At 62.3% G+C, this 17,477-nt stretch carries 16 protein-coding genes; all 16 read right to left on the bottom strand.

Annotated elements, in window-relative coordinates:
• Positions 1 to 5: 5 nt before the first annotated feature.
• The 16 genes from ACWH49_RS05355 to ACWH49_RS05280 are packed head-to-tail and all read right to left on the bottom strand — an operon-like array spanning position 6 to position 17,438.
• Positions 6 to 1,070, bottom strand: coding sequence for an NAD-dependent epimerase/dehydratase family protein (locus tag ACWH49_RS05355; protein ID WP_448170521.1), 1,065 nt, complete (start codon positions 1,068 to 1,070; stop codon positions 6 to 8).
• A complete protein-coding gene (locus tag ACWH49_RS05350; protein ID WP_448170520.1) occupies positions 1,067 to 1,978 on the bottom strand; it encodes a glycosyltransferase family 2 protein in 912 nt (303 codons plus the stop codon). Before ACWH49_RS05350 ends, ACWH49_RS05355 begins: the two co-directional genes overlap by 4 nt.
• Complete coding sequence (locus ACWH49_RS05345) at positions 1,975 to 3,690, bottom strand: ABC transporter ATP-binding protein (protein ID WP_448170519.1); 1,716 nt, start codon at positions 3,688 to 3,690, stop codon at positions 1,975 to 1,977. The genes ACWH49_RS05350 and ACWH49_RS05345 overlap by 4 nt, the downstream gene beginning before the upstream one ends.
• A gap of 11 nt (positions 3,691 to 3,701) precedes the next feature.
• Positions 3,702 to 4,730: an acyltransferase gene (locus ACWH49_RS05340; RefSeq protein ID WP_448170518.1), complete on the bottom strand. Its 1,029-nt coding sequence runs from the start codon at positions 4,728 to 4,730 to the stop codon at positions 3,702 to 3,704.
• Positions 4,731 to 4,737: 7 nt separating this feature from the next.
• A complete protein-coding gene (locus ACWH49_RS05335) occupies positions 4,738 to 5,769 on the bottom strand; it encodes a phytanoyl-CoA dioxygenase family protein (protein ID WP_448170517.1) in 1,032 nt (343 codons plus the stop codon).
• Complete coding sequence (locus tag ACWH49_RS05330) at positions 5,766 to 7,415, bottom strand: hypothetical protein (RefSeq protein ID WP_448170516.1); 1,650 nt, start codon at positions 7,413 to 7,415, stop codon at positions 5,766 to 5,768. The genes ACWH49_RS05335 and ACWH49_RS05330 overlap by 4 nt, the downstream gene beginning before the upstream one ends.
• The gene (locus tag ACWH49_RS05325; protein WP_448170515.1) at positions 7,412 to 8,077 is read right to left on the bottom strand and encodes an FkbM family methyltransferase; all 666 of its coding nucleotides are present in this window, start codon (positions 8,075 to 8,077) and stop codon (positions 7,412 to 7,414) included. The genes ACWH49_RS05330 and ACWH49_RS05325 overlap by 4 nt, the downstream gene beginning before the upstream one ends.
• Positions 8,078 to 8,121: 44 nt before the next feature.
• A complete protein-coding gene (gene pseI, locus ACWH49_RS05320) occupies positions 8,122 to 9,219 on the bottom strand; it encodes a pseudaminic acid synthase (RefSeq protein ID WP_448170514.1) in 1,098 nt (365 codons plus the stop codon).
• 28 nt (positions 9,220 to 9,247) lie between these two features.
• A complete protein-coding gene (pseG, locus tag ACWH49_RS05315; protein WP_448170513.1) occupies positions 9,248 to 10,765 on the bottom strand; it encodes a UDP-2,4-diacetamido-2,4,6-trideoxy-beta-L-altropyranose hydrolase in 1,518 nt (505 codons plus the stop codon).
• Positions 10,744 to 11,451: a pseudaminic acid cytidylyltransferase gene (gene pseF / locus ACWH49_RS05310; RefSeq protein WP_448170512.1), complete on the bottom strand. Its 708-nt coding sequence runs from the start codon at positions 11,449 to 11,451 to the stop codon at positions 10,744 to 10,746. The genes pseG and pseF overlap by 22 nt, the downstream gene beginning before the upstream one ends.
• Complete coding sequence (pseC, locus tag ACWH49_RS05305) at positions 11,448 to 12,596, bottom strand: UDP-4-amino-4,6-dideoxy-N-acetyl-beta-L-altrosamine transaminase (protein ID WP_448170511.1); 1,149 nt, start codon at positions 12,594 to 12,596, stop codon at positions 11,448 to 11,450. Before pseC ends, pseF begins: the two co-directional genes overlap by 4 nt.
• On the bottom strand, positions 12,593 to 13,594 hold the full coding sequence (gene pseB / locus ACWH49_RS05300) for a UDP-N-acetylglucosamine 4,6-dehydratase (inverting) (RefSeq protein WP_448170510.1): 1,002 nt from the start codon (positions 13,592 to 13,594) through the stop codon (positions 12,593 to 12,595). The genes pseC and pseB overlap by 4 nt, the downstream gene beginning before the upstream one ends.
• Before the next feature lie 54 nt (positions 13,595 to 13,648).
• A complete protein-coding gene (locus ACWH49_RS05295; protein WP_448170509.1) occupies positions 13,649 to 14,998 on the bottom strand; it encodes a UDP-glucose dehydrogenase family protein in 1,350 nt (449 codons plus the stop codon).
• Between the two features lie 49 nt (positions 14,999 to 15,047).
• Positions 15,048 to 16,169 carry a GDP-mannose 4,6-dehydratase gene (gene gmd, locus ACWH49_RS05290; RefSeq protein WP_448170508.1) on the bottom strand — a complete coding sequence of 374 codons (1,122 nt, stop codon included), beginning with the start codon at positions 16,167 to 16,169 and terminating at the stop codon, positions 15,048 to 15,050.
• A 13-nt stretch (positions 16,170 to 16,182) separates the two neighbouring features.
• Complete coding sequence (locus tag ACWH49_RS05285; RefSeq protein ID WP_448170507.1) at positions 16,183 to 17,109, bottom strand: GDP-L-fucose synthase family protein; 927 nt, start codon at positions 17,107 to 17,109, stop codon at positions 16,183 to 16,185.
• On the bottom strand, positions 17,106 to 17,438 hold the full coding sequence (locus ACWH49_RS05280; RefSeq protein WP_448170506.1) for a MarR family EPS-associated transcriptional regulator: 333 nt from the start codon (positions 17,436 to 17,438) through the stop codon (positions 17,106 to 17,108). The genes ACWH49_RS05285 and ACWH49_RS05280 overlap by 4 nt, the downstream gene beginning before the upstream one ends.
• Positions 17,439 to 17,477 lie beyond the last annotated feature (39 nt).

The following is a 17,477-nucleotide window of genomic DNA, read 5'->3' as shown; positions in this document are numbered from 1 at the left end:
CAAGATCATTGCGGGGTTTCCCAGTAATGCGCGGCGTGCTGCCGGTAGTAATCGATCGTGCGCGCCAGGCCTGCGGCCAGCGTCACTCGAGGCGCCCAGCCGAGCTCGCTCTCGATCAGCGTGTAATCGCTGTAGTAGTCACCGATGTCGATCGCCTTGCGCTCGGGCGGAAACGCGACGATCTCGAAGCGACCGCCGTCGACGAGGCCGATCATCATCGACGCGAGCTGCCTGAGCGACACCACTTCGGCGCTGCCGAGGTTGTAGACCTTGCCGATCGCGGCGTCTTCAGTCGCGGCCAGCAGCAACGCGTTGACGCAGTCGTCGACGTAGTTGAAATCGCGCAGCTGCTCACCGTCACCGAATACCTTGAGTGGCTGGCCCTCGAGCAGCTGCCGAACCCAGATGCCGAGAAAGGTCTGGCGCGCATCCTTCACACGCATTCCCGGCCCATAGGTGTTGGTGAGGCGAAGCACGCTGGCGCGGATCCCGTAGACGCTGCTGTAGAGCAGGTGATAGCCCTCGCCCGCGAGCTTGTTGATCCCGTTCACGTCAACCGGACGGATCGGATGCTTCTCGTCGACAGGCAAATAGTCGGGCCGGCCGTAGAGCTGGCGGGTGCTCGCGAACACCAATCGCACGCGCGGATTGGCCTTGCGACAGGCTTCCAGGATCGACAACTGCGCGGTCGCGTTGATGTCCAAGTCGGTCTGAGGATCCGTCATGGAGTCGAGGTGGCTTGTTTGGCCCGCGAGGTTGAACAGGTAGTCCGTGTCCTGAACCAGGTACTCCATCGCGAAGCGGTCGCGCACGTCACAGACGTTCACGGTCACGCGATCCGAAATGTCTGCGATGTTCTGCGGGTTGCCTCCGTACAGTGGAATGAGACTGTCCGCGAGCGTGACCCGGGCGCCAAGCGCCACCAGTCGGCGCGCCAGATTCGAGCCGACGAAGCCGAGGCCGCCGGTGATGAGCACGCGAGCGTCGTTAAAGTGTTTCATCGAAGGATTCTCGTCAAGGCATTCTTGATTCACGGTCGCGACTTCACCGCGCGTCGCGTCAAGACTCATCGCGCACCGCTCAACAGGTAGCGCAGCGTCATCCGGGCCCTCTGCTTCCACGACAGTTGCCCGAGCAGAAATCGAGCAAACGCCCGATGCGCGCGGGGTGATGGTTCTACAGGGATGGAGCCCACGTTGATCGGATCGTCGGTGACATGCGCGTCCATCACGTCGGTTGTTCCGCAATGGGTACCGGTGGAATCATGGCCAATGTTGCGGACAAGGCTGCGCCCCGGATACAGGGTCAGAAGTTGCTTTAGATAACAAGCTGCATGCCAGCGGATCGCCCACGAACTGTTGCGCCCTGCGATTTGATCCCTGAGCATCTGCGTGTACGGAAAGCTTCCGTCGAAGTCGAATCGCCGGGTCAGCTTTCGCCGTTCAAGTTCGGCCAGCAGCTTTGATCCGTCCGGTTCGAAATGGCCCCAGGCGCGCGCCCATGTTCCCCAGCCCCAGCAGTCAGCCCCCTCAAGGAAGAACGTCTCCGGCAAGGCGCCGCCGGTGGGGTAGACGTAGCCGTGAATGCTCGCCACGCGGGGATCCTCGGCATAACGCGAGAGCCCGTCATTCATGTAGCGCAGGAAGTGCGGCGAGACGACCAGATCGTCCTCGAGCACGATGACGCGATCCGAATGCTTCAACTGCTCCGATACCCCACGCATGATCGAAGCGGCCAGCCCGCGGTTGCTGTCGCTCGCGTCGAGCGTGACCGAGGCAAAACCGTCGATCGTCCCAGCGTAGCGCCGCACGGCTGCGACCGCCTCGTGATCTTGCGGGCCACGCGCTCCGTCGCAGTAGAGCGTGAGGTGCGAGCGCTGCGCTTCCGGGCAGGCCTTGAGCGCTGCGATCGTGCGCGCCAAGTGCGAGGGGCGGTTGAAGGCGAACGCCGCGATGGGTGCGGGTTGGGACGAATTCATGCGGATACCTGTTGGACTTGTTCGCTATCCGGCTGCGGCGCGGTGCCGCCGAGCGTCAACACCACGTCGGCCGCCGCGGCGAGAGACTCCTCGTGCGTAATGAATACGAGAATGCCGTCGCGCATGAACGTGCGCAGGTTGGCCACTACCAAGTCGCGGGTTCGCCCGTCGAGCGCACCGGTCGCCTCGTCGAGGATGAGGACCTGCGGTGCGCGCACCAGTGCGCGCGCAATACCCAGCCGCTGGCGCTGTCCGCCGGACAGGTTGGCGCCCTGGTATTCAAACGGAGCGGACAGTCCGCCCGGCAGCGCTCGCACATGGCCCTCGAGATCGACCAGGCGCAAGGCTTCCCACAGGACCTCGTCGCTTCGTTCCTGGCCGAGCAGGAGGTTTTCTCGCACACTGGTCGAAAAGATGCGCGCCTGTTGCTCGACGAGGATGACCTGTCGCCGTAGAAGCGCCGTGCCGCCCGGCGCGCCGTCGACCAGTACGACACCGCGGTCCGGACGGATCAGGCCGAGCAACAGGTCCGCCAGCGTCGATTTTCCCGAGCCGGAGGGGCCGACGATCGCGACCGTTCGACCTGCCCGGAACGTGAAGTCCAGGCCGTCCAGCACCTTGTGTCCAGCCCGGTAGCCGTATTCGACCTGCCGCAGTTCGATCTGGTGCAGCGGCGGTGCCGTCGGCAAGTTCTCCTGCGTCCCAGGCTCGGCACCGATAAGTTCGTCGATATCGGTCGCGGCGCGCACGTCCATCAGCAGCACGGAGACCAAGTTCATCGCCGCCCCGAGTGCCACGAACAGACGCACCAGCAGGACCGTGAGCGCGACGAAGAAGCTCGCGGTGATGGCACCGGATCGCTCGGTGCCGGGCCACGCCACCCACACGCCCACCAGCAACGCGAGCACGGCAGGCATGAACTTGACGGCGGCCTTCACCGCATCGATTTCGAACAGCAACCGAACGTAGCCTGTGATCTGAGCTGCGTAGCTGCGCAGGAAGAAGACCTCGGAACCCATCGAGCGGATCGACCGCAGTCCATTGAGGGCCTCGACATAGGCGGTGCTCGCTTCTCGCGACAGCGCGATCGAGCGTGCGTTGGTGCGTACGAGCGCGCGAAAACCGAAGCCGACCAGCACCGCGCACGCCGCAAGGAACGCCACCGTCGCCCAGAAAGCGAGCGGGGAGAAGACGTAGAGCAGCGCAAATCCCGCCAGCGCCGACATCAACGTGGCCAATGCCTGAGAGACTGTGTTGATGATCGTTCCGGCCCGAAACGTATCGTCGCCTGCCAGCGTGATGTAGTAGCCGATCGAGCGCCTGTAGATCTGCGTCATCGGCTCGTCGATCAGCACACGGTGGAACGTGCGCTCGCTCAGGTGGCGATGGACCTGTTTCGCGAGCCAATTGGTCAGCAGCACGTGCACCAGCCCCAACACTGTGCGCAGTGCGAACAGCATCAGGAACAGCCACAGCCAAGTCGCCTGAGTCGGTTGAAGGTGCAACCGTGCGGCCACGGCGGACCAGAAGCGCAGGACGGTGCCGCCTCCGCCCCCGAGCGTGACGCCGCTCGACATCGGGATCATCAGGCTGAAGACCGCGTATTCGAGCGCTAGCAGTACCACTGTCAGCAGCAGGGCAACCCGCGCGAGCGGGAAGTGCCGGATCACGTAGCCAACGAATCGGGGCAAGCGCCGCAGCGCGTCGAGCAAGCTGGCTGTTCTCATGATGGCGTGCCGACGGCGCTGTGAGCCTGAGCGGCAGCTGAGAGGACGACGAGCGCGCCTCCGCCGGCCTCGTCGCCGCCGGCGGGCGACCAGGCGAACTGCAGCAGGTTCCAGCGGCCCGGCGCCGCCGGAATCGCGAGCCGATTGCGACCGGGTGTGACGTCGAAGCTCCGTGCGCCGTGTTCGATCGTCCCTGCCCGGAGAGCATCGATCTCCAGATCGACGACATCGGCGGGCCGCACTTCCAAAGCGAGGCAGAACTGATTGCCCGCGACCCAGCCGCCGCGTTCGCGTTGACAGGTGTCGTCTGCGTCCTCGCCGACACCCAACTGTTGAAACCCCGAGTAGAAATACGGGATGTGCTGGTCGTCGCCCGCCTCGATTCGTGAAGGCGGAGCAAACCGCAAACGAGCCTTGAGAACCTTCGCAGGCGCGCCAGCAACGACCGAATAGGGCGGTACGTCGGAGCGCACCACCGAATTCGCTCCGACCACGCAGCCGCGACCAATCGTCACACCGGGCAAGATCACGACATTGATGCCTATCCAGCAGTCATCGCCGATGCTGACGGCCCGCGAGGTTGGGAAATTCGGGCGCGCGGCCGCACGGTGATCTTGCACACGCACCGGCAAGTGAGGCTCGTCCGAGAAGCGGTGTGAGCCCGATGACACGTAGAGGTTGGCCGCGCATACGCAACCAGAACCGATCGAAACCTGGCCCAGGATCTGGCTGCGGCTTTGCAGACTCGTGCGGCTGCCGATCCGGACTTCCGGCCCAGCGAAGAGCTCGCAATCGTCGCCGATCCAGACACCGCGGGCCAGACTCAACCGGTGACCGTCGCCAACCACGAGGCGGGCGGAGCGGCCGATGCAGACGCCTGTGGCGACGTCGAGTCGGCCATCGCCCTCGATCTCCGCCTGCCGATGCACATGGAAGAAGGGCAGCAGACCGTGCCGCGCGACTCGACGCCAGCGCTGCCGCGGCGCATGCAGCATCCAGCGCGTCGTAGCCAGCCATTGGCGCAAGCTCGCGTCAGCGGTAGCCGGCATAGACATCCGGCGCCTGGGCCATGACTTGAGCAAGCGACGGGTTGTGGACTTCACGCATCGTCGCCTTCGCGTACTGCGCCCCGAACAACGAGTTGCTGAACTGGAGTTGCAGCACCAGACGAGAGCGGCCGGTCACCGCCTTGCCCTTGTGCAGTCCTCGCGTGTCCTCGACGATGATCGTCCCGCGGGGCGCCGCGAACTCGATCTGGCGAGCCGAGCCGTAATGCCCGATCACTTCCTCGTCCGAAAGGCGGACATAGCCGCGCCTGAGCATGCTCGCGGGGATCCCGCCGCTGCGATGCGATCCCTCGATGAACGAGTGCGGGCCGTCTTCGGGCCCCACATCCGTGAGGTAAACGAAGATCTTGAGCCACTTGATGCGGTCCATGTCGAAGTGATAGAACTGCGCTGCCTCGCTGTCGGGCTGAGTGTGGAAGCTGGTGTGCCACCACATGGACAGCACGTCCGCGCGTGGGCGGCTGCCGAGGTACTCCTGGGCCAAGGCGAGCAACGATGGGTCTGAGAGCAAAGACTGGACGTCAGGATTGTCGAGCAGAGCTTCCGTGGGATAGTCGTAACGGACCGCCAGGGGCCGTTCGGGGTTGAATATGGCGACCCGGGGTGCATTGCCCACGTCCTCGTGATCCATCCGGCGAACGAGTGCCGGAGTTTCGCAGGTAAATTGCATCAGCCGGTCACACATGTCCTTCGGCAATGCGCTCGGGAAGACCGCAAATCCGCGGGCACGTAGTTCGTCGCCAAAACGGCGCTTGGCGCCACCGCTGAGATCTCCCAGAACACCGACCGGCCGCGCGATGGCGAGCCGCCTGGAGCCGATACCGATACATCCACTCAGCAAATCGTTGAACCGTCCCCCGGTTGCGCAGAACAGTTGGATCAAGGCCTGATGCGCCCACGAGTCTGTGTGGCCCGACTTGGCGTAGCGCACCAACGCGTAAGGAAAGCTGGCCAGGTTCAGCGTCGTTCTGAGCAGCCATCTGATGATGCGTTTCACGGGGGGGCCTCCAGGAACGATGCATGGGGCGTCGTTTCAGACCGCTCCGGTATTCCGATGAAGAGCGACCGGGTGAACGCAGCGAATGCGGGCAGCGCCGCCATGCGATCAAAGCAGCTCACGACCTCGCTCACCGACCGTCGGCTGTCGTGGCATGTACGCCAGGCTGCGATAAAGGCGTCGCGCAGATCGATCTCGGCCTGCGAGAAGGCTAAGTTGTGCATGACATAGAACTGAAGTGCCTGCTGACGCAACGAAGTTGCATCGGGCCGATCCACGAGCGCCGTTTTCAACAGCTCCGCGTAGCTCGACCGGTCAAGCGCAGTACGACAGAAATCGAAGGCGATATGCGGGTGACGGGCGCAACCGATCGAGGGAACCCCCAAGTAGGCCATCTCATGCGCGATCGTGCCGTAGACGGTGACCGCGCAGGCCATGCCGGCGTCAACCAGCTGGCGATTGGTGACACCCGATGAAATCATCCGAAGCTGCGGATAGCGCAGTTTCAGGTCACCGATGACCTCGTCGCTCAGCGCGATCTGGTTTGGATGCGGCTTGACCAGAAACGGGACCGACGCTTGCGCCAGTTTTTCGATCGTGAAGCAGATCCATGACCAGAAGTCATCAAACACCAGGTCTGCATAGACGTGCGGGCTGTCGTAGAAGTCGTGCAGGAAGACCACGACGGCGCCGGCTACGTCAGGTACTTCATCGGTCGTCGCGCGGTAAGCAGAGGCCGCCATGTACGAAGTCGCGCTGTCAATGCCCCCGGACAGCCGGATGTCCAACTGGCGCTGTGCTTCGAGCAGCAACTCGGGCTGGTTCGGCAACGCATGGAATTCACGTCGATAGTGCACTGGATTGCGGGTGTGAAACGTGTCCCGCAGAGTCAGTACCTTGCCGAATTCCTGAAGGTTGCCGAACGATACGACACGAGTGCCCTCCTGGAGCGCCACCCGCGCGGCCACGCCGTGCTGGATGTATGTCGTGTACGACGTCAGGTAGACCCGTGGCTGTCGCGCGCGGAAATAGCGGCGCGCGCGCCGGACGTCGCGATGGGCCTGCCACAGCAGATAGAGAACGAACGGATCCTCGACATTCAACCGTGGCGAAGGACGAAAGCGCAGATAACTGTCAATCACCAGGTCGCCACACGCCGTGCCGTCGATGACCGTTCCGTCCAGGTGGCCTGTCGCGCGCGCCTCATGCCACATGCGCCAACTGCGCCAGGCATCCACGATGTCTGCCGTCGGAGCGAAAGAGTTGCTCCGATACGCAAGTCGTGACGACACCGCGCCGAACGCGCGCAGCCATTGCGCGCTGATGGTTCGATTCAGCAGTACGGTCCAGGCGATGAACGAGGCCCACCCGCCCTGGAGGCCGGCATTGAACGATCGATGCACGGCGAGTTCGACCGCGACATCTCGGTGCCCGACCTCCGCGCGGCGCAGTTGCCGCGCGACCACGGCGAACAGGCCAAGATAGAAGGGATCCTCCACGCACTGCATCGCCACGACCGCGAGCGGCGGGCCTGCTGCCGTTGTGGCCGGACCGAAATGCTCAAGCAGGGCCGCGGCGCGAGGATCTGAAGGCAGCCGGCGCGATACCAAGTTGCGCAAGTTGCGCAGCTTGCCTAGCAGGCTCACGACGACACTCCGGCGCCTGCGAACACATAGTCGTGGTCGGAGATCTTCTCGACCAGCCGGTATCCCCGGTTCTGCAGGTAAGCCTGCATGGTACGAAGGTCCCGGCATTCGACAAGGATGTGCTTGAACTTGAACCGCTCGTGGTCGACACCCTTCAGGACCTCGATCTCGGCGCCTTCGACGTCGAGCGAAAGGAAGTCGATGACTCCAGGTGCGCCGGCCTGAATGAGGATGTCGTTGAGGGGGCGCGCGATGGCCCCGAAGGTGACCACTTCCTCTTGATGGGGCAGGAACTTCACACCGACCTGCGCATGCGAGTCGGCGTCTGCGATGTCGGAGCTGAGATCGCCGGTCGTCGTCATCAGGTTCGAATAGATCATCCTGACGAACGGCTCCTTGTAGTCGAACGAGACACACGCCGCGCAATGAACTGAATCCAGGGGCGATCGGTTTGCCTTGCACTTGAAGTAGTTGTGCGGCGTGGGTTCGACCAGCACACCCTTCCAGCCCCGGAATCGCTCGTAGTACAGGGAGTTGGACTGTGTAATGCCGTCGTTGGCCCCGAGCTCGACGAAGTAGCCACCGTCGTACCCGATGTACTTCTCCATGCGGCGGTCGAGCCCGTTCAGCGCGAAGTAGCGCTGTTTGCGCACGCGCGGCATGCGGGCGATCAGAGCTCGGACCACGCGCCCAGGCGTTATCGCGCTCACACCGTGCCTCGCTTGCCCGCGGGCCAGGACGCCGACTCGGCGGGGCGCTCACCAAGCAATAGATCCCAGGACATCGGCGTTCCCTTTTGCGCGGCTACAGCCATCCTGCGCCCGAGCAGTTGGTCCAGGTGCTTGGGCGGCAGGCCAAGGCCGGGCCGGACCGCACGAAGGTTGCGCGCAGTCAGGATATCCCCGGCCTGAAGATCCTCGGCGACATACAGCGATCGACGAAACACCTTGGACGGTTCTTCGGCCGCGGTGGCGCCATAGGACACGTTGCCCAAGCCTTGCCAGGCACGCTCGGATTCGACCACCAGATTTCTCATCTCCGAAGGCTCGAGGGAGAACGCGGAATCGACCCCTCCCTCGTCGCGCCGCAAGGTGAAGTGCTTCTCGATCACAGTGGCCCCTAGAGCGACGCTGGCCACCGCGACGCCGATGCCCATGGTGTGATCGGACAGGCCCACTTCGCAGCCAAACAAGTCGCGCAAGTGAGGAATGGTGCGAATGTTCGTGTTCTCCGGCGTGGCCGGATAGTTGCTCGTGCACTTGAGCAGCACCAAATCACCGCAGCCAGCCTCGCGGGCGGCGCGCACGGTCTCGTCGAGTTCCGCGATCGAAGCCATGCCCGTCGAAACGATCATCGGCTTGCCGGTCGCGGCGACACGGCGGATCAGCGGCAGGTCAGTGTTCTCGAAAGAGGCGATCTTGTAGCAAGGCACGTCCAGCGCCTCGAGAAAATCGACCGCGCTCGCGTCAAACGGAGTGCTGAACACGATGAGCCCCAACGAACGCGCGCGTTCGAAAATAGGCTGGTGCCATTCCCACGGCGTGTACGCCTCACTATAGAGTTGGTAGAGGCTTTTGCCCTGCCACAGGCTGTGCTTGTCGGAGATGAAGAACTCGCGCTCCGCGATGTCCAGCGTCATCGTGTCGGGCGTGTAGGTCTGGATCTTCAGGCCATGCGCGCCGGTTGCGGCGGCCGCCTCGACGATCTCGATCGCTCGGGCCAGCGATTGATTGTGGTTGCCGGACATCTCGGCGATCACGAAGGGTGGGTGATCCGGCCCGATATCCCGATTGGCGATCTTCATTGGAGCCTCTAACAGTTGAGAGTGAATTTCATCGCGGCACCTGCCAGGTCCATGTGCGCTCGGTTCGGCGAACGAAGCCTGCTGCGGCGAAAGCCGAGCTTGACGAACGATTATCGGGATGGATGTCGGCCTCCAGCATCTCGATCGACGGTTCGTTCCCGGCGACCCACACCATGGCAGCGCGCAGCATCTTGGCGCCGAGCCCCAGCCCCGTCAGCATCGGATCCAGGTAAATGGAAACCTCCGCGCCCGATCCGGCGGTGTCCCATCGAAGGCATCCGACGGGCCGGTGACCGCAGTGCGCAATCAAGAGACAACGGCGCGAATCGGCCAAAGAGCGCGACCACCACGCGAGATGATCCTGCATCGAAACGATCGACGGGTCGCGAGAATAGTGGCGGGCGCGCTCATCGTTCCGCCATCCGTGGCACATCGCGGCGTCGTCCACCATGGCCGGGCGGAGTTCCAGGGTGTCAGCCAGCATTGCCAAGGCGACGCGGATGGCACCGAGCCCGTCCACCAGACGGATGGAACGCTCGTGAAGGTTCAGTCGCTCTTTTTGATCCTGGATGAGCCTTGCAATCGCAGCGCCGACGGCTGCGGGTGTCACCGTAGCCACGGCCAACACGACACCCGCTTCGGCCAACGCTTTGACGACGGGGGCCTGATTGTCGGCACACACGAGCGCGATCGTCGGCGCGCCGACACGACATCGCTCCCAAGACGCGCCGCCGCCGGCGCCGATCTGCAAGCCATGCCGAGAGAAGAAGTCTGCCAGGTCGGGCTGATCGATGAGCAGCCGGGTCTGCCCGGACTTCTCGCACAGTGCAAGCAATTCCGCCAAGTGAGGATTGGCGCTCGTGGTCGCGATCTCGATCGATCCGACGAAGCCGGCGATATCGCGACAGGCTCGAAGCACGACCGAGCTGGCATTACTCGCATCGGCCCCGCCCATGAAGATTCCGATGCTTGTCGCGAGAGGCTCGACCCTGCACGCCTGAGGCGACACGTAACGGGGCCCCAACAGGGCGAAACGGGGCCCGCCAAGGAGCTTGCGAATTCCGCCGATCTGACTTCGGTACTTGGCACGATGGTCACCCGTCAAGTTGTGATCCACGAGCAGATCGCAGTGCAGAGGTCGATCTGCCAGATCGTCGATGACGCATACCCGCGCGTCGAGGACGGTGGATACATGGTCATGCCAATGGCTGTCGATGCCGTAGTGGTCGACAACCACCCAGTCCACGCCGCCTTCAAGCACCTCGCAAGTCTGCGCCGCGTCTGCTGCTTGGGACACACCGAGCCACGCGCGGTGGTCCGCGAGCGTCGCGGCATGGAGACTTTCGGATTTCGCGACCGAACGCGGCAGCTTGAGCGTCCGAAACAGTTCGGGCTCGATCATCGACGCCGTATCGATGTCGTGGTCCCTTGTGACGAACACGACTTCAGCCCCGAGCGCGCGAAGCGCGTGCGCCAGCGCAAGCGAACGCTTGACATGGCCAACGCCACTGGCAATCGATGCGTCTACGCGGACGGCGATGCGCATCGCTGCTCCCTCCACAACTGGAACAACCGCTCTGCGCGAATCCAGTCGTCTTCGCTGTCGATGTCCTGAACTCGGTAAGACGGCAATTCGTATGCCGCCACGGACGCATCGAACAGAATGTCGTGACGACGGTATGCATCTGGCCGGCCCCAATAGAACTGTCCCGCGTCGTGCAGCGCCTCATCCAGATCTTGAGAGCGCGACGCGATCCACTGCGGAAACATCGGTACGACCTTGCCGTCGCTTGAACGGACCAAGGCGCGCTGTACCGGAAACTCGAAGCGCGTGGCGCTGGCCACGAAATCGGTACCGGCCGAGAGCCGCGTGTGAGCGGCCCGAATATCCTCGCCCGTCACCATCGGCGCCGTGGCGTAGACGCAGCACACTTCGGCAACCGGCGTGCCGTGCGCTTCCATCCACTCCACGGCGTGTCGCACGACTGCGTTGGTGCCCGTATGGTCGTCTGAGAGGGCGGGGGGACGGATGAATGGCGTTTCCGCGCCCCACTCGCGGGCGATTCGCGCAATCTCGTCGTCGTCGGTCGACACGACGATCCGGTCGAACAACGCGGACTGTCGAGCGGCATCGATCGAGTACGCGATGATCGGTTTGCCATCGAACAGTCGGATGTTCTTGCGCGGAATGCGTTTGCTTCCACCGCGTGCCGGAATGACCGCCAACCTCACGCCAAAGCCTCCCCGAGCGCGCGGACGACGGTCTCCTGTTGCGCGTCAGACAAGTCGGGATAGAGCGGCAGCGTCAACGCCTTTGCGTAGTAACGCTCGGATTGCGGATAGTCGCCCGAGCGGAAGCCCAGGTCGCGGTAATACGGCTGCAAATGAACTGGTATGTAATGCACCGCGACGCCGACGCCCGCCTTGCGCATCGCCTCGAACACGCCAGCGCGAGCGCGGTTCGTTTGCAGCTCGACGACATAGAGGTGCCACGCTGAGCGCATATCCTCCAGCGGAGCCGGGCAAGTCACCGGAAGCGAACTCAGCAGTGCGTCATATCTGGCGACGAGCGCCTCTCGGCGGACGATGAATTCGTCCAAGCGATGCAACTGAGACAACCCCAGCGTTGCGTGCACATCTGTCAGTCGGTAATTGAAACCGAGCGACTGCATCTCATAGATCCAGGAGCCTTCGGCCGAATCAAGAAATCGGGACGGGTCGCGCTCCATGCCGTGGCTGCGCAGCAACTGCATGCGGTGGGCCAGTTCTGCGTCATTGGTCATGGCCATGCCGCCTTCGGCGCTCGTGACGATCTTGACCGGGTGAAAGCTGAAGACCGTGATATCACTGTAGCGGCCGCTGCCGATCGGGCTGCCTTGATAGATCGATCCCACCGCGTGGGACGCGTCTTCAATGACAAAGAAGCCGTAGCGCTTCGACAGCTCGCGAATATGCGCCATGTTGCAGGGGCGGCCGGTGAAGTGCACTGGCACGAGAATCTTGGGCAGGCTGTCTTGACGCTTGGCGAGTTCTAGTTTTTGCTCCAGCGCCTCGATGCAGATATTCCGAGTGACAGGGTCGATGTCGACGAAGTCAACGTCCGCGCCGCAATAACGGGCGCAATTGGCCGATGCCAGGAAAGTGATCGGAACGGTCCACAACCGATCGCCCGGGCCGAGCCCCAACGCCATACAGGCGATATGCAGCGCCGAGGTGGCGCTGTTGACGGCAACGCCATACGTCGCACCCGTCAGTTCGCAAACAGCCCGCTCGAATGCCGGGACTGCGGGTCCTTGTGTCAGAAAATCCGAACGCAGGACACCGACGACGGCTTCGATATCCGCTTCTGAAATGTGCTGGCGACCGTAAGGAATCATTCCATGGCCTTGCGATTGAAATCGACGATCTCACCGACGCTCAGGAAATGCTGATTGCCCCCAGAGTGATACTCGAAACCCGCCGGTACCCGCCGACCGGTTTCGCGCATGGCATTCAGCGTGTAGTCGATGTCGGAGTGGTGGAACTTGATGGTCGGCCTCATCACATAGTGGTCGTCGAATTCGAGCGTGAGGTGCGAGTCGTCGGCGGGGCACATGATTTCATGCAACTTCTCGCCGGGGCGGATACCGATGACGCGGGTGGGCAGTTCCGGTGCCATCGCCTGCGCGAGGTCCGTGACGCGGATCGACGGAATCTTGGGTACGAAGATTTCGCCCCCCCACATGCGGTCGAAGTTGGTCAGTACGAAGTCGACACCGTCCTGCAGACTGATCCAGAATCGAGTCATGCTTTCGTGAGTGATGGGCAATTCGCTCGCGCCTTCGGCAATGAGCTTCTCGAAGAACGGCACCACCGAGCCGCGCGACCCGACGACGTTGCCATAACGAACCACGGCGAACGACGGGCCGGTCTGACCAACCATGTTGTTGGCCGCGACGAAGAGTTTGTCCGACGCCAGCTTGGTAGCACCGTACAGGTTGATCGGATTCGCCGCCTTGTCGGTGGACAGCGCGATGACCTTTTGAACGCCAGCGTCTATGGCGGCAGCAATGACATTCTCCGCGCCGTGGATGTTGGTCTTGATGCACTCCATCGGGTTGTATTCGGCCGCGGGAACTTGCTTCAGCGCAGCGGCATGAATCACGAAGTCGACATCACGCATTGCTTGCACCAGACGCGCCGGATCACGCACGTCGCCGATGAAATAGCGCATCACCGGATTGTTGAACTCCTGCTGCATCTCGAATTGCTTGAGTTCGTCGCGGGAGAACACGATGATCCGCCGAGGCTTGTAGCGGGTCAGCAAGGTCTTGACGTACTTCTTGCCGAACGAGCCTGTGCCGCCGGTGATCAGAATGGACTTGTCGTTGAACATGATGTGTGGTGCGTTGTCTCGTTCGAAAGGGACCCGGAGTTGGCGCAGGCCGAGTCAGCGCCGCGATTCCTCAGGAACGTGATGGCCCCGACCGATGGGGAAATAAGCGAGCGCATTCGACTTCATCAACGCGGGGTCGTACAGATTGCGTCCATCGAATACCAAGGGGGTCTTCAGTTTCGATTTCAATGTTGCGAAGTCCGGGCTCCGAAACTCTTTCCACTCAGTGACGATGACGAGCGCGTCCGCGCCCTCGCACGCTTCGAGCGGATGCTTGGCGAAACTGACCCGCGATTCGTCGCGATACAACTGTGTCGCGTGCTCCATGGCTACCGGATCGTAGGCCACGATGGTTGCGCCGAGGCGCAGCAACTCCGAGATCAAATCTCGACTGGGCGCATCACGCATGTCGTCGGTGTTGGGCTTGAATGCCAGGCCCCAGACCGCGAATTTCCTGCCCGACAGGTCGGCGCCGAAATACCGAACGATCTTGGCGGCGAGCACCTGCTTTTGGCCGTTGTTCACTTCCTCGACAGCGCTCAAGATCGGCAGCGGATGTCCATGCTGTTTCCCTGTCTGGATCAGCGCTTTCACATCCTTGGGAAAACACGAGCCGCCGTAGCCGCAACCGGCGTAGAGGAAAGAGTAGCCGATTCGTGTGTCCGATCCGATTCCAAGGCGAACCGACTCGATGTCTGCATCAAGGTCTTCGGCCAGATTGGCGAGTTCGTTCATGAAACTGATGCGCGTGGCGAGCATGGCGTTGGCGGCATACTTGCTGAGTTCGGCGGACCGCACGCTCATTACCAGCATGCGGTCATGGTTGCGCAGATAAGGTGCGTAAAGCACCCGCATCATCTCGATCGCGCGCTCGTCGTCCGCTCCGACCACTATGCGGTCCGGGCGCATGAAATCGTCGACTGCAGCGCCTTCTTTCAGGAACTCGGGGTTTGAGACGACGGCGAAGGGAACTTGAACATTTCGTCGCGCAAGCTCTGCCAAGATCACCCCGCGTACCCGGTCAGCAGTGCCCACCGGCACGGTGCTCTTGTCAACGATGACTCGGTATTCGTTCATCCTTTGCCCGATAGACCGCGCTGCTGCCAGCACATGTCGAAGGTCGGCGGAGCCATCTTCATCGGGTGGCGTGCCAACTGCAATGAATTGCAGGACGCCGTGGCCTACCGCCCTGTCGATGTCGGTCGTGAAGGCCAGGCGTCCGGCACTCGTGTTGCGTGCTACCAGTGGCGCGAGACCCGCTTCATGGATCGGGATGCCGCCATCGTTCAACACCCGTACCTTCTCGGGATCGAGATCGAGACACAAGACATCGTTGCCCATCTCGGACAGGCAGGCGCCCGTGACCAGCCCCACGTAGCCAGTGCCGATGATCGTGATCTTCATTTGTCAAGTGCTCTGTTGGACCCGCACGGACCGCTCTGCGCTGACAGCCTCATTCGTTGTAGTCGTACGCTTGGAAGCCTGCGAGCTTGACGAGACTGTCCCGACGTGCAGCCGTGTAGTCGGCGTCCACCATCTCCCTGACCAGTTCGGGCAATGCGATGGTCGGGGCCCAGCCCAGCTTGCGCTTGGCCTTGGAGGGGTCGCCCAGCAACGTCTCCACTTCGGTGGGTCGGTAATAGCGCGGATCGACCTTGACGATCACATCGCCTGGCTTGCATATCGCCCTGTCGCCCTCTACAGCTGTCACCGTGCCGATCTCCGAGGCGCCTTCGCCGCTGAATGTGACTGCAATTCCCAGTTCCCTCGCTGCCAGGTCGACGAATTGCCGCACGCTGTATTGCACGCCGGTGGCGATCACGAAATCTTCAGGCTCGTCTTGCTGGAGCATCAGCCACTGCATGTGGACATAGTCTTTGGCGTGGCCCCAGTCCCGCAACGCGCTCATGTTGCCCAGGTAGAGGCAATCCTGCAGCCCCAACGCGATTCTCGCGATCGCTCGGGTGATCTTTCGCGTCACGAAGGTCTCACCGCGGAGCGGACTTTCGTGGTTGAAGAGGATGCCGTTGCACGCGTACAGACCGTAAGCCTCGCGGTAGTTCACGGTGATCCAGTAGGCGTACAACTTGGCAACTGCGTAGGGGCTGCGCGGATAGAAGGGAGTCTTCTCTGTCTGGGGAGTTTCCTGCACCAGACCATAGAGTTCGCTGGTGCTGGCCTGGTAAAAGCGGGTCTTCTTCTCGAGCCCCAGGATGCGGATCGCTTCGAGGATGCGCAAGGTTCCGATGCCGTCCGCGTTGGCCGTGTACTCGGGTGTTTCGAAGGAAACGGCTACGTGGCTCATGGCGGCGAGGTTGTAGATCTCGTCTGGCTGCACCTGCTGGATGATGCGAATCAGGTTCGTCGAGTCGGTCAGGTCGCCGTAGTGCAGCGTGAAGCGCTGGTGGTCGACGTGCGGGTCCTGATACAGATGGTCGATGCGGTCGGTATTGAACAGGCTCGCGCGACGCTTGATGCCGTGCACCTCGTAGCCTTTTTGGAGCAGCAACTCGGAAAGATACGCACCATCCTGGCCGGTCACGCCCGTGATCAATGCAACTTTGTTTGAAGTCATGTTCTGCCGGGGCTCAGATTCGGAAAGAGGCGCTGTCGTATGCGGCGCGGATGCCTTCTTGCAGCGCAGTACTCGCGCGCCAGCCGAGTCCCGCAAGGCGGCTCACATCAAGGAGTTTGCGAGGCGTGCCATCGGGCTTGCTGCTGTCGAAGACGATTCGGCCATCGAAACCCACCACCGCCATGATGGTTTCGGCGAGCTCTCGGATGGTCACGTCTTGACCTGTGCCGATGTTGACCAGAGGACCTTCGTACCCCAACTCCATCAGGTAGACGCATGCGTCCGCCAAATCGTCGACGTACAGAAACTCACGCCGCGGCGCTCCGCTACCCCAGACGGTATACGCAGCATCTCCGCGTGCCTTTGCCTCATGGGCTTTGCGCAGCAGAGCCGGCAGCACGTGACTGTTCGCGAGGTCGTAGTTGTCATTGGGCCCATACAGGTTGGTGGGCATCACGCTGATGTACCGCCGCCCGTACTGGCGGTTGTAGGACTCGGCCAATTTGATCCCGGCAATCTTCGCGATCGCGTAGGGCTCATTGGTGGCCTCGAGCGGCCCCGTCAACAGGTATTCCTCTTTGATGGGCTGGGGACAGTCGCGTGGGTAAATGCAACTCGAACCCAAAAACAATAGCCGCTGCACGCCTGCGAGATGCGCGCCATGGATCAAGTTGGCTTCGATCAACAGGTTTCGATACAGAAAGTCGGCGCGGTACAGGTTATTTGCCTGAATGCCGCCCACTTTTGCCGCAGCGATGAAGATGTACTCGGGTTGTTCCGTGCGCAGGAACTCGTGAGTCGCGCGCTGGTCGAGCAGATCAAGTTCTGCATGAGTTCGGGTCACGATGTTCGTATAACCACGGGACTGCAGGCGTCGCACGATCGCGCTGCCGACCATACCGCGGTGTCCCGTGACGAATATTTTCGCGTCGAGTTTCATGCGTCTTGGCGGTCCTGCTGAAGTTCGCCTCGCAGCTTGGCGATTTCGACTTGAAGACGCTCGAACTCGCCCTCCTTGCGGGCGAGGAAGTCGCGTGTGAGCCGCACCTTGGCGCTGGCGCCGCGTGGGGTCAACAGATACGCGTACGCCCACTTGTTATCGCTACGTCGAAAATTGTCGGCTTTCACCCACCCTTTGTCGACCAGCGCGCGCAGGCAGTAATTCACCTTGCCCACGCTGACGCCCAGCCGGGCCGCCAGATTGCGCTGACTGGCGTCTGGCTGGTCAGTGATCTGGCGCATCAACTCGTACTGGAAGTCGTCAGGCATCGATGAGGGACAGGAGATCTGTTCAACGTTTGAACAGTT

This window comes from Rhizobacter fulvus (genome assembly GCF_964020785.1).
The sequence above is the reverse complement of the archived record's forward strand: the minus strand, read 5'-3'. Positions and strand labels throughout refer to the sequence as shown.